This is a genomic window from Paenibacillus glycanilyticus, from assembly GCF_051200795.1.
GTDB classification, from domain to species: Bacteria; Bacillota; Bacilli; order Paenibacillales; family Paenibacillaceae; genus Pristimantibacillus; species Pristimantibacillus glycanilyticus.
The window spans coordinates 15,001-29,316 of sequence record NZ_CP195155.1 but is presented as its reverse complement, the minus strand read 5'-3'; the positions used below and the strand labels follow the sequence as shown (position 1 = coordinate 29,316).

The following is a 14,316-nucleotide window of genomic DNA, read 5'->3' as shown; positions in this document are numbered from 1 at the left end:
TCAATGATTATGCAGCCTGCTTAGCATCTCCATACACACAAAAAGAAGAGGCAGCGCCTCTTCTTATAATGGCATATTTAACAATGAAATACGATAGCGTGAAGCCATTAGCTTGCGGTTGGCTTGGTTGGTCCAAGCACGTATACGGTATACCCTTTTTTCCGGCCGAACTTATTGGCATAGCTTGTGCTGTCAAAGTAAACGTCGATCTTGTTGCCATTGATGGCGCTGCCCGTATCCTCCGCTCTGCGGAAGCCAATGCCTTCGATGTACACCCACCAGCCAATTGGAATAACATCCGGATCCACCGCGATCGTACGGCCTTCCTTCACCTTCGCGCCGGAAGCCGTAATGCCGTATCCCGGATGACTCTCATCCTTGCCCGTAGAAGCTACGCCTGCCGAATAGGCGGTTAAAGTGACATTCTTGAGAATCTTCTTTGCCTTAAACGTTACGCCGCTCTTTGTATAGGAGCCCGTGCTCGCAGCCGAGAGCGTATGTACGTCCTTCTTCGATCCGACCGCTACGACCTGACTGACCGTATGCTTCTGAACGACCTTGTCGACCAGCTTGGAGGAGACAAGAACACCGTTCTCGTACTTTTTCTCCACGCGCTCGATAACGACGCCATTCTTGCCGGATTGCACCAGCTTCTCCTTCCCTTTCTCGAGGGTAGGATCTTGTTTCTTTACGATCGAGAACGGCAAAGTCCGTTCATTCTCTGCTACCTTGGTATCGATGCGGGTAACGGTCACCGTCATTGCCTTCGAAATCTGAGTATCGAGAGACGGGATAACTTTATCTTGATCGCGGACAGGAATATTTAATTTCCCGATCGCCGCCTGTACTGTTTTCTCTGTCGTGTACACCGTCGATGTTTTGCCATCTGCTTTTACGGTAACCGGAACCGCGTACTTGATTTCGATGCGGTCTCCGTCTTTGATGGACGCATTCAGAGGATGAGATACCTCGTCATAGGGTCCAACCGTTATAGCTTGTTCATCCAGTAGGCGTTGCAGGACCCATTGTTTTGTCTTAACAACAGTTTCTTGTCCGTTCACTACTACGGATACGCTCTTATCAGCCGATCCGTACAACAACACCAAAAACATGAAAGTCATAGCGATTGAGATAATTGCACTCAGAACAATTAAACGCAAGTTTTCATGCTTCCATCGCAATGCGAAAGTCATGCTGGATGATCGCTTCCCATGGGTCTCCTTAGCCTGGATCATTCCCACTTCTATCGGTCCTCCTTCATAGCCCCGCCGCCAAACTGTTACGCATGATACTATTGACGCGACTATTAAGTATATTGGCGTGACAAGCACGCTCCAGTGTTACGGCCTCCCACCTCCAAGATTTACCCTGTAAAGACTATTTCCGAATAGCGAAAATCGAAAATAAAAAGAAGCCTTCGACAGAGGATCTGATCGTGGCTTCCTGGGTAATCAAACATTCAGGAAAAGGTGAATACACGAGGTTGATCGCTCTCTATAATCGCTTACGAGGTTAGCTGACGGGTTCGGGCGAGAGAGCTGCCCTATCCGCGGAACGAATGCTCATGGCAATCGCCGCAAAATTCACCCCTGAAGAATTCATACGCCACGCGATGCTTCAAGACGTCTTAACTACGCATCCGCTGTCGTTGGTTCCCCCGCTCTCCGGCTTTCGGAGATTAAGCGCAAACTGGAAATCCAATACAAAAGTTAAAGCTCTGAGAAAAATCATACATTCCTGACCACAGAATTGTAAAGATGCGTTAAAAGACGATTTTAACGAAATTTTAGGATTCTGAAGGCAAATATCGGCGATTCCAACAAGTAAAAAGAGTTTTATCGCCGCTATAGTCCTTATTTCAGCGGTTTTAATCCGTTTTTAAACAATACCAAAACATTTTTTACCGTTTGCGCTTGTAATAACTGCGATTTCCTCCTTGGATTTTCCTGTTATTTCCGCTGCTGCCTCTGCGACCAGGGACACATACGAGCTCTCATTTCTCTTCCCTCTAAATGGATGTGGAGACAAATATGGGGAGTCCGTTTCGATAAGAAGACGGTCAAGCGGAACGTTCGCAAGCACCTCTTTTGGCACCCTTGCATTTTTGAAAGTGACCGGTCCGCCGAACGAAATATAGAAGTTCATATCGAGGCACATTTTTGCCGTTTCCCAGCTGCCGGAGTAGCAGTGCATAACCCCTCCGACTTCAGACGCTTTCTCTTCCCTCAGAATACGGACAATGTCCTCATGCGCATCCCGGTTATGGATGACAATCGGCTTACCCAGCTTCCTGGCTAGGCGAATTTGATCCCGGAATACCCGGTGCTGCACATCCTTCGGAGAGGTATCCCAGTGGTAATCAAGACCGATTTCCCCTATGGCTACAACCTTCGGATGGGCGCAAAGCTGCTCGATCCATTCCAGATCCCCCGGCTCCATGAAAACGCTGTCCACCGGATGCCAGCCAACTGCTGCATAAATAAAATCGTATTTTTCCGCAAGCTCCATCGTCGTTGGAATTGTTTCGCGGTTGAAACCGATATTGATCATTAAATCGACACCGGCAGCACGCGCTCTTTCGATAACTTCGGCACGGTCGTTGTCGAATTGCGGAGAGTCCAGGTGGGTATGCGTGTCGAATAAAGATATCATCTTAGCTGCAAGCTCCTTCTATATATAGAGTTAAATTTTGAATAATTCCCGGACAGCCGGGCTTAACCGGTCAGCAGCGGCGAGCAGGGGCTCGATCGGGTAATAGATATGATACTGGCCTTGATGCAGTCCGCTGATGGATCGTACAATGTCGGATTTCACCGATATTTCGCTTAAGGTGTTATCTTCGTTAAGCAGCAAAATCGGCGCTTTATCCTCTTTCCCGCCTTTTTTCGCATCGGGGCGATAAATGTCGTAAGGCTGGTCAAACGGGAAATCGATTTCCATATGGTAGTCCGGGTTAAGACCGATCGCGATGAACTCCAGAGCCGCTTCTTCCAATAAAGAATCCCCCGGATCATCAAGCGTAATGTATTTGTAGAGCTGGCGATTGAGGAACCGGTCGCACAACCCGGCGAGCAATGCATCCTTCTCTTCGGTCCATAACGAGAAAATCGTCTGCATGTAGGCCTCGTCCAGCTTCAAATAATCCGGCACCGTAATGCTGCCGTCAAGCAGCTTGTTAATGGGTCCCGGCATCCACGAAAAGGTATAGCCGCTGTCGTACAGCTCCTTGGCCCGGCGGGTGATCTGCCTTAGTATAATCTCCGAGCTCCGGGTAACCGGATGGAAATAAATTTGCCAATACATCTGGTAACGGGACATTAAGTAATGCTCAATGGCATGCATCCCGCTTTCCTTTACGACAATCTTGCCCTGAACGGGACGCAGGACGCGCAAAATCCGCTCCAGGTCGAAGTTGCCGTAGTTGACTCCCGTAAAATAAGCATCGCGCAGCAGATAGTCCATCCGGTCCGCATCCATCTGGCTGGAAATCAGGCTTACAACGATCGGGTTCGGGTACGTCTTGCTGATTACCGAGGCTACCTTCTCCGGGAAATCCTCCGATACGCGGCGCAGCACGCGGTTAACTTCCGTATCCTCCAGCAAAATCGCACAGGTCCATTGCTCATGATGAGTGTCGAATACCTGCTCCAGCGAATGAGAAAAAGGCCCATGGCCAACGTCGTGCAGAAGAGCGGCGCAGAGAGCCAGCAGTCTTTCCTCCGCCGGCCAGCCCGGATACTCGTTACGCTCGAATTGAGAGATGATTTTCCTCGTTATTTCATAAACCCCTAAGGAGTGGGAGAAGCGGCTGTGTTCTGCGCCATGAAACGTCAAATAAGAGGTCCCAAGCTGGCGAATTCGTCTAAGCCTCTGAAACTCCTTCGTGTTGATCAAATCCCACACCGTCTGATCCTGCACGTAAATATATTTGTGCACCGGATCCTTAAAAACCTTCTCTTCGGTCAGCTGCTGATTCACTCGCCCTTTCAACCCCTTTGTTCATGGTTTCGACACAAAACTCTGGTAGAATGTCGAATACTGTCGTAATATAGTTTCCAAATTGTCGAAGCTGTTGTATTCTATAGTAAGATTAATATGACCTTGCTATAGAGTCAAATTCCCGTAAATATAGGTCTAGTAAGCTCTATTAAAGACTTTCTCGGTTGACTATTATGGGAATCGTTGGTATTATAGTAGCCATAAAAAGAAAAACTATGTCGAATAGTGACGAAATGTAATTTCCTGAGAGGAGAAACAAAATCATGATGAAATCTACTGGTATTGTACGTAAAGTCGACGAATTGGGTCGTGTTGTTATTCCAATCGAATTGCGCCGTACCCTTGGTATTGGCGAGAAAGATGCTCTGGAGATCTATGTAGACGGCGAGCGTATTATGCTTAAGAAATACGAGCCTGCATGTATCTTCTGCGGCAATGCGGAAAACGTATCCTACTTCAAAGGCAAAATTGTTTGCCATATTTGTTTATCTGAGATGCCTTCTCCTGTGACAAAATAAGAAATATAGGTTATAATAGAAATACACCAACTTGTTAATTCTAACCTTTTTATACTCCTTGATGCCTTCCTGTGCTAGAACCCGGCCAGGAAGGTCTTTTTTTGCCCAAATAACGCAGTAATCTAGCGATTAACTGCGTTATAGACTTCCCTCTTCGGCAGGCCACGGTCTTGGGCCGCTTTTTTAATGGCTTCTTTGCGGTCGATGCCTTCATTCTCGTAATGGGCGACATGCTCTTCAAGCCCAAGTGTTGTCCACCAAATCTCTCCGTTATCTCCCGCATCCCCCGATCCTGCAGCTGCCCCTTCAATAATAAGGCAGTATTCTCCCAGGGGAGGATTCTCCTCAAGAAAAGCAAGACATTCGGATATGCTTCCGCGCGCAGCCTCTTCATGGCGCTTAGTAAGCTCCCTAACCATCGCAATCCGCCGATCGCCCCAGTGTTCCAGCATAGCGTCCAGCGTCTTCTTCAGGCGATGGGGAGATTCATACATCATAAGCGTCCCTTCTTGACGGGATAGACGGGTCAGCCATTCGGCAAGCGGCTTTTTATCCCTTGGGGGAAATCCCGTGAACATGAACCTGTCGGTCGGGAGTCCCGATATGATCAGCGCCGATAAGGCCGCATTCGCTCCCGGTATAGGTACTACCTTTATACCCGCTTCCACGGCATCTTTAACAAGGTCAGCCCCTGGATCACTAACGGCAGGCAAGCCTGCATCGCTGACAAGCGCAATAGACTGTCCTTCTATCAATAGACGGATAAGCTCGCTTCCGCTAGCCTGCTTATTATGCTCATGATAGCTGACCAATCTGGTGGCTATCTCGAAATGCGTAAGCAGCTTGCGTGTCTGCCTTGTATCTTCAGCCGCAATAAGCTGCACTTCTTTTAAAGTCCGGATTGCCCGGTAAGTCATATCCTCCAGATTGCCAATCGGAGTACCTACCAAATATAGGATACCATAATCGCTATCCGCTTGATCTTTAAAGCTTTTTTGAATTTGTATCATTGCCTTGCTCCCTCCCGTCCGTAATATTGTTTATTCGTATACAAAGACCGGCGGCAGCAGCCTAAGCTCCGGCTTGCCGTCGCGTATCGCCTCTATTAATACCATATTGGCCTCCCCTTGCGCATTGGGATGGATGAACTGCACGCGCTTGGGTTCAAGACGGTATTTCCGCATCGTCTCCATAATATCGATAAACCGCGAAGGACGGTGAACCATAGCCACCTTTCCTCCCGAATGGACAAGCCTTGCGCAGGCATGAACGACATCATCCAGCGTGCAATGTATTTCATGACGGGCGATTGCGTAATGATCATTCTCGTTGGAGTCGCCTGCTTTTACCGCCATGTATGGAGGATTGACCGTTACGGCGTCATAAATACCATTGCCGGCTTCTTTCATGAATATTTTCAGATCCGCCTCTATAATAGAGACCTGCTCCGACAGGTTATTCATCGCTACGCTGCGCCTTGCCATGTCCGCTAGTCTTGGCTGAATCTCAACCGCATCGATCCGCGCATCGGTCCTGGTCGTCAGCAGCATCGGGATTACCCCGTTTCCCGTGCAGAGATCAAGAATTCGTCCGCGCTTCGGAATGGTAGCGAACTTCGATAGCAGCACCGCATCCAGGGAGAAGCTGAATACTTCCCGGCTTTGGATGATATGGAGACCCGTCTCCGTCATCAAATCATCAATTCGTTCATTTGGTTCCAGTCTTACTTCCCGCACCTTTGTCCTAACTCCCCTGACATAAAGATACCGCCCTTCATAGACAAGGACGGTATACTTGCAATGTTCTATTATTTATTAAGGAAGGATAAGCAGAACAAGCAATCTCCTTCTGTCCTCAAATGCCCGTAATATACGTTGCAGATGTGGAATCCTTCGTGATACAGCCTAGCCAAATTATCATGCGCCTCACCGACGAGACCGGCTTGCTGCGATGTATCGTGAACCGTATCTTCCTCCGCATGCACTGCAACCTCCCGGCGGGCAGGCTGGACAGCTTGTCCCCCTTGGCGGCTTGCAGTCGACTTTGGCTTCGGCGACGTCTCTCTTTTCAATATTTTGCGCAGCTGTTCGTTTTCCATGCTTAGCTGCTGATTTTCCTCCAGCAGTTCTTTCACACGCTGCTTCAGAACGCCCAGATGAACATGAAAATCACCCATCCGGCTTTCTAATTCATCCATTTGATTAAAGATTTCTTTGTTCTCCAAGCTTTCACCCCAGAGCTTTCAAACGTAGTCGTTCAATTTTCCTTCACAACCACATCGTCGAGCGGCAGCTCCTTCGGTTTACCCGACACATCGAACAACTGCACGTACACAGACTTCGTGGAAGCGTTGATGCCCGTTACTTTGCCTTCGCCATAAGACGTGACGACGATTTTGCCAACGGAAGGAAGCTCCTCCCGCACGCTTTCGTAATTGTCATGCTCATATTTCAAGCAGCACATAAGACGGCCGCATAACCCCGAGATCTTCGTAGGATTTAGCGATAAGTTCTGATCCTTGGCCATCTTGATGGATACCGGTTCGAAATCCCCGAGCCAAGAAGAGCAGCATAATACACGCCCGCATGGACCGATGCCCCCAAGCATCTTCGCTTCGTCGCGTACGCCGATTTGCCTAAGCTCGATACGCGTACGGAACACACTGGCCAAATCTTTTACCAACTCGCGGAAGTCGACCCTTCCTTCAGCCGTAAAATAGAAAATGATTTTGTTCCGGTCGAACGTGAATTCCACATCAACCAGCTTCATCCTGAGCTGATGATCTCTTATCTTGTCCAAGCAGGTGGCAAAAGCGTTCTTCGCGGCGGCACGGTTCTCTTCCACGACCTTCGCATCTACCTCGCTGGCAATCCGGATCACTTTCTTCAGCGGAAGGACAACGTCTTCTTCACCGACTTCTTTCTGTCCGACCACGACTTTACCGTATTCGATCCCCCTGGCCGTTTCGACAATAACATGCTGGTCCTTGTCCACGGGGTGCAGGGCTGGATCAAAGTAATAAATCTTGCCCGCTTTCTTAAAGCGGACACCGACAACGTTATACAAGGATTTAGCCCTCCTGTAGGTTTACCAATAGTTGCTCGACAGCAAGCTGCGGAGATACGTTGGAACGTATTTTTTTACCCGCTTCAAGCGTATGCTCGATACAAGCAATCCAGCTCTCGATCGGGCGGTTAAACGCATGCTTGCCAATCCAGTCCAACTGATCTATATAAACAATACTTTCCTGCCTTCCGGCCTGAAATTGAATCATGTCTTTGAACCATAATACAAGTAACGACAGCATGAGCTGCGTTTCACCCGCAAGGTCCGTTTTGAAAAATTGCTGCTGGGCGGTGAGCATTCCCGCGGTGAATCGGGTCAGACTCTCCTTCCCTAATTGTATCACTACGTTTCTGATTTCTGCAAACTGATTCTGTTGGATAATCTCTCTAGCGCCATCAAGTCCGGAGCTCAATTGAACGGCTGCGCGGGCCAGAGTCGGCGGTGCTCCCTCGTTAACGAGAGACTGCAGCATTTCGTTTGCCGAGAACGGCAGGAATGGCACCCACTGCGCCCTTGAACGAATGGTTGGAAGCACGGCTTGTCCATTATCCGTAATTAGTATGGCAACAATAGGAGAAAGCGGCTCCTCCAAAAATTTAAGCAGACTATTCGCTGCCTGAAGGGTCATTGTCTCCGCGCGTTCGACAATATATACCTTCCGTGAAGTACCGCTTCCCCGGTAAGCAAGCTCGCGCTGGAGCTCGCGTATTTGATCAATCTTGATGGATTGCCCATCCGGCGTAATGGTCAGCAGATCCGGCTGATTCCCATTCTCGAATTTACGGCATTCCAGGCAATGATCACAGGCGTCATCCCCGCCAGACGTGCAAAAGAGTGCCTTGGCGAAGGCTCTGGCCATAGCCTTTCTTCCTGTACCGGAAGGGCCGTAGAACAAATAAGCATGCGAAACCTTGTCGCTCTGCAGCGCATGCTTTAATATTCGCTTCGCTTTCCATTGGCCGGCTACTTGTTCCATGCTCATTGCTGCGTACCCTTTCTAAAACAATAAATTAATTAGAAGTCCGCGAATTTCTCCGATCCGGCCAAGCAGCTCGAGCCTGCCTTGTTCCGTCTCCAGCAGCTCCTCTGCCATGGATACCAGCGCCGAATCAATTTCATCGAGCAGCTTGTATCGCTTGGTCCGGCCTCTTCGATCAAAACCGCGCAGCTCCTTCAGCCCGATTCCGCGTTTGACGGTATCCTCCAGGAACCGCTTCACCATCTGCCGGTACATCTTCAGCTCACGGACCGTCATCGTTCTGGCCAGACGCTCGCCTTGATTATGAATTTCCGTAAGCTTCTGCTGCAGCTGCTCCTGCGTCCGCATGGCATCCTGCTGTACCAGGGCGTCAGAGAAGCTTCTGGCAGGAGCCGGCTTCGTCGCCGTATCTCCGCCTGCACGGTTCTGGCCGAGCGGACGCCAGCTTTGATCGATTTTCATCGCTATTCACGTCCAATCAGAAATGTTCGAAACGCTCAACAGGTACGACGAATACCGCCGCTCCCCCCACTTGCACCTCTACAGGGAAAGGAATGTACGAATCGGTCGAACCACCAATCGGTGAAACAGGCGTAACCAGCTGATCTCTCACCTTGCAGTTCGAACTGATCACTTGTAGTACCTCGTGAACACGCTCATCTTCTATACCAATCATAAACGTTGTATTGCCTGCGCGAAGGAATCCCCCCGTACTTGCAAGCTTGGTAGCGCGGAAGCCATCCTTCACAAGAGCATTCGACAAACGGTTGCTGTCCTTATCTTGTACAATCGCAATGACTAATTTCATCCTCATTCCTCCCAATTGGTTAGGTTAATAGAACAGGTACGAAGTCATTCATACGTTGTTTATTGCACATCGGCTGCGAAAAATCCTTTAAATCTGCGGTCAATCGTCAAAATAACTTCTTCCAGTACAGCATTTGCCGCTTTTCCCGCATCAACCTTCACGATCCGCTCCGGAAACTGCTCTAGCAGCTTCCTATAGCCTTCCCGCACTAGCTGGTGAAAAGCAAGCGACTCCAGGTCCAGGCGGTTGACTTCGCGTTCGCCTGCGGCTCTGATCCGGGCTAATCCAACCTCCGGATCGATATCCATGTAAATCGTAAGCTGAGGCATGGCTCCATCCACCGCAAAACGGTTGATCGACCATACCTCCTCCATGCCCAGTCCTCTGGCATGGCCCTGATAAGCGAGGCTGCTGTCCACGAAACGGTCGCAGATGACAATCTGACCGTCCGCAAGCGCCGGCATAACCTTCTCGACCAAATGCTGGCGTCTTGATGCTGCATACAGCAAGGCTTCCGTGCGCGCATCCATTCCCGTATGGTTACGGTCCAGGATAACGGAACGGATCTGCTCCGCAATCGGGATGCCGCCTGGCTCGCGGGTCGTAATAACGGTTTTGCCCCGCTGCTGCATCGTATGCGCGAGCTGCTCAATCAGTGTTGTTTTGCCGGCACCTTCGCCGCCTTCTATGGTAATAAAGATTCCCTTATTCAACCTCGTATGGCTCCTAACCTTATGCTACTCAACACTATAGTTGTGTATAGTATATATTTTAACAAAGTTCTAACAAAGCGAATACCCTTGTACTACTTATTTTAACCTAATTAACGCGAATATACGGCAATTGTCTGCATCCTGCTGTCGACCGCTCCCTGAAACTTGGCTCCAGTCTCGGCTAATGTCGAAATATACCCTATCATCTCTTTGGTCAACGCTTCTCCCGGGTAAAGAATCGGTATCCCCGGAGGATAAGGTACAACCATTTCCGCGACCTCATAGCCCTCTGACTCTTCCAACGGCAGTCTAAGCTGCTCCCTCTTTTTCCGGCTCCATTCTACCGGCTTCTGCGGAGTTGAGAAACCAATACCCGGATAGGAACTTGTTGAAACTCTTACGCTCTTGATGGAGCTGTTTCTGATGATGTGTTCGATCTGTTTGCAAGCAGCCTGAAGCTTTAACCTAGTGTCATCTCCTGTCCGGCATCCCCACACCAATACTACATGCTTGATATCCGCCATCTCCGCCCAGCAGCCCTGCTCCTCCAATAGCTTTTGCAGTTCAAAGCCGGTGACGGTCCCTGTACGATCCCATAAAACAACTCTTAGCGGATCCAAGTTATCGTAAGCTTCTGAGCTTTGATTGGCCGGGAGCACCTTCAAGGCCCCTTCCTCCTGCTCTATCCAAGACCGGAATGCCTGTACGGAAGCAATTCCCGGTTCAAACCATGCTGCCCCATACCGGTCTACCATAACGCGCGCAACATCAAGGGATGCCATAATCGGAAAAGACGGACTTGAACTCTGAATCGCGGCTAGTACTTCTTTTATCGATTCTCTTGGAATCCGGTCCCCCTTCAGATGAAGCATTGCTCCCATCGTTAAGGCGGACAGCGTCTTATGAGTAGACTGTACAACCGCGTCCGCACCGGCCTGAATAGCCGACTCGGGGAATGAAGAGTGTAATCCGTAATGCGCGCCATGCGCTTCGTCTACAAGCAGCATACTATTATAGCCGTGTATGAGCTCCGCATAGCTCGTCAGATTTGCAGTCATGCCGTAATAATTGGGATTGGTCAGCATCACGGCTTTAGCTTCGGGATACAGCTTAAGCGCTTGTTCTATGCTCTCTAATGATGGGGTTGTTGGCAATCCCGTTTCCTCATCCATTCTAGGCGTGACAATTACCGCTCTCACCCCTGCTAGCTTTAATCCGTTAAGGACTGACTTATGGACATTGCGCTGAACGATCATGAGATCGCCAGGCTCGCATACTCCAAGGATCATCGCCAGATTTCCGGATGTGCTTCCCCCTACGAGAAAAAAGGTCTCATCGGCCCCGAAGCATTGCGCTGCAAGCCTCTGCGCTTCCGCTATGGATGCCTCCGGATGATGCAGATCATCTGTAGAGGACAGCTCCGTCACATCCAGCTTCATCATGCCGGACAGCCAGTTCATTGCTTTGTTTTGTTCCTGCTCATATATATGCCCATATCCGTGCCCAGGTACGTGAAATCCAACCGGCTCCGTCTCATAATGCTGTACTAATGCTTCGAACAAAGGGGCGTGCGATCGGTTCATGGTCTAAAAGCTTCCCTTCTATCTATTATTCGTCTATTGTAACGGATTTAGGCACAAAAAAAGAGCGGCATCCTATTAGAAGGACTCCGCTCAGGCGTTTTTCTCAATAAAAATCTGTTTCATTTGATGAATAAAGAAAGGGTACTTGGCGTCCTTAACGTCTGTCCGAACCATTTCGGATTCGCATGACTCGCAAATAAACTCAGACACGATGCGGATCCCTTCACCCTCTGCTTTATGCTCCCCGCATATAATGCAATGAAGCGCGCGCTCTTCCGACATACCCATCCCGCCTTTCTGTCATCCTATATAGCTATTATTATGGCATATATTCTAGCGGTTTATACTTGTTTCATAGCCCATTTCAAATATTTCTATATCGTATGCAGCATCCGCCTAATTGGTGAATCCAAAACTGCCGATATACTACCTGAGTAACGAAGAAGGGAAGTACAATATGCGTCAATCCTTATTGGAACAGCAAGCGGCCACGATCTATCAATATAAGCTAGTCCGGAGGAAAGTCATCCGCCCTGAGCTAGTCCAAAGCCATATCCTCATTGCAGTCATCCTGCTGGCCTTCCAGCTGCTGATGTACCGCATGGACGGCTTGTTCAGTTGGCTCCTTGGCTTTGCCATCATACAGGTCATTCATCTTGTTATACTGCTGCTTGCCTTTATACGCGTTGACGATGCCGTAGACCGGCGCTGGGTTTGGGGAATTACGCCGCCATGGTTCGGCTTTAAGCCCGCCAACGATATCCGCCTTGCCCTATACCGCCGCGTACACCGCCATCTCTTCTGGATTGGCCTCTGCGCAGTTGCGGTTATGTATCCATGGATCCAGCCGTCCCTCTTGATCAGCATCCTCTGCTGGCATTTATGGCTTATCGTCCCTCGCATGCTCTTATCTCTTGCCTTCCGCAAGCAGCGTAAAGACGGAATTCTCCGCCTCCAAAAAAACGAAGCCTCTTATTATCATCAATAAATACCGGGACAAAACAAAAAACCTGCCGCGAAATGCGGCAGGTTCTTCATTGCTTGGCGACGTCCTACTCTCCCAGGACCCTGCGGTCCAAGTACCATCGGCGCTGGAGGGCTTAACGGTCGTGTTCGGTATGGGAACGCGTGGTTCCCCTCCGCCATCGCCACCAAACGTAAGCTCTTGGCTTATTCAAAGCTTGCGCCTTGAAAACTGGATGCGAAATTATGAATTCCTTAAGTTTCTTGCGGGGTCCCCGAAAAGTAATCGGAATAAGCTGCAACGCTTAACTTCACTTTTTGGGGTTTGTTTAGGATAAGCCCTCGACCGATTAGTATTCGTCAGCTCCACACATTGCTGTGCTTCCACCCCGAACCTATCAACCTCGTCGTCTTCAAGGGGTCTTACTAATTGGGAAATCTCATCTTGAGGGGGGCTTCACGCTTAGATGCTTTCAGCGCTTATCCCGTCCGTACTTGGCTACCCAGCGGTGCTCCTGGCGGAACAACTGGTACACCAGCGGTACGTCCATCCCGGTCCTCTCGTACTAAGGACAGCTCCTCTCAAATTTCCTGCGCCCGCGACAGATAGGGACCGAACTGTCTCACGACGTTCTGAACCCAGCTCGCGTACCGCTTTAATGGGCGAACAGCCCAACCCTTGGGACCTACTTCAGCCCCAGGATGCGATGAGCCGACATCGAGGTGCCAAACCTCCCCGTCGATGTGGACTCTTGGGGGAGATAAGCCTGTTATCCCCAGGGTAGCTTTTATCCGTTGAGCGATGGCCCTTCCATTCGGTACCACCGGATCACTAAGCCCGACTTTCGTCCCTGCTCGACTTGTTGGTCTCGCAGTCAAGCTCCCTTATGCCTTTGCACTCTACGAATGATTTCCAACCATTCTGAGGGAACCTTTGGGCGCCTCCGTTACATTTTAGGAGGCGACCGCCCCAGTCAAACTGCCCACCTGACACGGTCCCTCTACCCGATTCAGGGTAGCAGGTTAGAACTCCGATACGATCAGGGTGGTATCCCAACGTCGCCTCCACACAAGCTGGCGCTCATGCTTCTCAGGCTCCCACCTATCCTGTACAGATCGTACCAAAGTCCAATATCAAGCTGCAGTAAAGCTCCATGGGGTCTTTCCGTCTTGTCGCGGGTAACCTGCATCTTCACAGGTATTAAAATTTCACCGGATCTCTCGTTGAGACAGCGCCCAAGTCGTTACGCCATTCGTGCGGGTCAGAATTTACCTGACAAGGAATTTCGCTACCTTAGGACCGTTATAGTTACGGCCGCCGTTTACTGGGGCTTCGGTTCACAGCTTCGGATTGCTCCTAACCGCTCCCCTTAACCTTCCAGCACCGGGCAGGCGTCAGCCCGTATACTTCGCCTTACGGCTTCGCACAGACCTGTGTTTTTGCTAAACAGTCGCTTGGGCCTTTTCACTGCGGCCCCCTCGGGCTATTCACCCTACCGAGGCACCCCTTCTCCCGAAGTTACGGGGTCATTTTGCCGAGTTCCTTAACGAGAGTTCTTCCGCGCGCCTTAGCATGCTCTGCTCGCCTACCTGTGTCGGTTTGCGGTACGGGCACCTTCACCTGGCTAGAGGCTTTTCTTGACAGCCGGAGTACATGACCTTCGCTACTGCAATTTTCGCTCCCCAT

General features: G+C 50.0%; 15 protein-coding genes, 2 rRNA genes and 1 riboswitch (1 of these 18 only partly in view). Of the genes, 2 read left to right on the top strand and 15 right to left on the bottom strand.

Annotated elements, in window-relative coordinates:
- Positions 1 to 107 precede the first annotated feature (107 nt).
- The 3 genes from ACR9FF_RS00145 to ACR9FF_RS00135 form a co-directional block, all read right to left on the bottom strand.
- Entirely contained in the window at positions 108 to 1,241 is a 1,134-nt protein-coding gene (locus ACR9FF_RS00145) for a 3D domain-containing protein (protein ID WP_174806595.1), read from the bottom strand.
- Between the two features lie 244 nt (positions 1,242 to 1,485).
- A riboswitch (cyclic di-AMP (ydaO/yuaA leader) is annotated at positions 1,486 to 1,695 on the bottom strand.
- 183 nt (positions 1,696 to 1,878) lie between these two features.
- Positions 1,879 to 2,652, bottom strand: a complete 774-nt coding sequence (locus ACR9FF_RS00140) for a TatD family hydrolase (protein ID WP_127497030.1) — start codon at positions 2,650 to 2,652, stop codon at positions 1,879 to 1,881.
- Between the two features lie 30 nt (positions 2,653 to 2,682).
- Positions 2,683 to 3,978 carry an HD domain-containing protein gene (locus tag ACR9FF_RS00135; protein ID WP_201008804.1) on the bottom strand — a complete coding sequence of 432 codons (1,296 nt, stop codon included), beginning with the start codon at positions 3,976 to 3,978 and terminating at the stop codon, positions 2,683 to 2,685.
- Between the two features lie 284 nt (positions 3,979 to 4,262).
- Here ACR9FF_RS00135 and ACR9FF_RS00130 point away from each other — a divergent pair, with 284 nt between their 5' ends.
- On the top strand, positions 4,263 to 4,517 hold the full coding sequence (locus tag ACR9FF_RS00130; protein WP_012772023.1) for an AbrB/MazE/SpoVT family DNA-binding domain-containing protein: 255 nt from the start codon (positions 4,263 to 4,265) through the stop codon (positions 4,515 to 4,517).
- A gap of 122 nt (positions 4,518 to 4,639) precedes the next feature.
- Here ACR9FF_RS00130 and rsmI read toward each other — a convergent pair whose 3' ends face one another.
- The 10 genes from rsmI to ACR9FF_RS00080 form a co-directional block, all read right to left on the bottom strand.
- Complete coding sequence (gene rsmI / locus ACR9FF_RS00125) at positions 4,640 to 5,527, bottom strand: 16S rRNA (cytidine(1402)-2'-O)-methyltransferase (RefSeq protein WP_435168136.1); 888 nt, start codon at positions 5,525 to 5,527, stop codon at positions 4,640 to 4,642.
- Positions 5,528 to 5,557: 30 nt separating this feature from the next.
- The gene (locus ACR9FF_RS00120; RefSeq protein WP_435172012.1) at positions 5,558 to 6,208 is read right to left on the bottom strand and encodes a tRNA1(Val) (adenine(37)-N6)-methyltransferase; all 651 of its coding nucleotides are present in this window, start codon (positions 6,206 to 6,208) and stop codon (positions 5,558 to 5,560) included.
- A gap of 116 nt (positions 6,209 to 6,324) precedes the next feature.
- A complete protein-coding gene (locus ACR9FF_RS00115; RefSeq protein ID WP_201008806.1) occupies positions 6,325 to 6,741 on the bottom strand; it encodes an initiation-control protein YabA in 417 nt (138 codons plus the stop codon).
- Between the two features lie 32 nt (positions 6,742 to 6,773).
- Positions 6,774 to 7,583, bottom strand: coding sequence for a PSP1 domain-containing protein (locus tag ACR9FF_RS00110; protein ID WP_127497040.1), 810 nt, complete (start codon positions 7,581 to 7,583; stop codon positions 6,774 to 6,776).
- Between the two features lie 4 nt (positions 7,584 to 7,587).
- Positions 7,588 to 8,565 carry a DNA polymerase III subunit delta' gene (gene holB, locus ACR9FF_RS00105; RefSeq protein ID WP_127497042.1) on the bottom strand — a complete coding sequence of 326 codons (978 nt, stop codon included), beginning with the start codon at positions 8,563 to 8,565 and terminating at the stop codon, positions 7,588 to 7,590.
- A 15-nt stretch (positions 8,566 to 8,580) separates the two neighbouring features.
- Positions 8,581 to 9,024 carry a YaaR family protein gene (locus tag ACR9FF_RS00100; RefSeq protein WP_127497044.1) on the bottom strand — a complete coding sequence of 148 codons (444 nt, stop codon included), beginning with the start codon at positions 9,022 to 9,024 and terminating at the stop codon, positions 8,581 to 8,583.
- Positions 9,025 to 9,040: 16 nt separating this feature from the next.
- Entirely contained in the window at positions 9,041 to 9,370 is a 330-nt protein-coding gene (locus tag ACR9FF_RS00095; RefSeq protein WP_012772016.1) for a cyclic-di-AMP receptor, read from the bottom strand.
- A 59-nt stretch (positions 9,371 to 9,429) separates the two neighbouring features.
- Entirely contained in the window at positions 9,430 to 10,083 is a 654-nt protein-coding gene (tmk, locus tag ACR9FF_RS00090) for a dTMP kinase (protein ID WP_201008808.1), read from the bottom strand.
- Between the two features lie 110 nt (positions 10,084 to 10,193).
- Positions 10,194 to 11,666, bottom strand: a complete 1,473-nt coding sequence (locus tag ACR9FF_RS00085; protein ID WP_435168132.1) for an aminotransferase class I/II-fold pyridoxal phosphate-dependent enzyme — start codon at positions 11,664 to 11,666, stop codon at positions 10,194 to 10,196.
- A gap of 90 nt (positions 11,667 to 11,756) precedes the next feature.
- On the bottom strand, positions 11,757 to 11,948 hold the full coding sequence (locus tag ACR9FF_RS00080; RefSeq protein WP_127497050.1) for a sigma factor G inhibitor Gin: 192 nt from the start codon (positions 11,946 to 11,948) through the stop codon (positions 11,757 to 11,759).
- 175 nt (positions 11,949 to 12,123) lie between these two features.
- Here ACR9FF_RS00080 and ACR9FF_RS00075 point away from each other — a divergent pair, with 175 nt between their 5' ends.
- A complete protein-coding gene (locus ACR9FF_RS00075; protein ID WP_435168130.1) occupies positions 12,124 to 12,654 on the top strand; it encodes a transposase in 531 nt (176 codons plus the stop codon).
- 51 nt (positions 12,655 to 12,705) lie between these two features.
- On the opposite strand, the gene rrf is transcribed toward ACR9FF_RS00075, so the two are convergent.
- Together rrf and ACR9FF_RS00065 are read right to left on the bottom strand one after the other, a co-directional pair.
- Positions 12,706 to 12,822 (bottom strand): 5S ribosomal RNA (gene rrf / locus ACR9FF_RS00070).
- A gap of 137 nt (positions 12,823 to 12,959) precedes the next feature.
- Positions 12,960 to 14,316, bottom strand: a 23S ribosomal RNA gene (locus tag ACR9FF_RS00065); it runs 1,576 nt beyond the window's last position.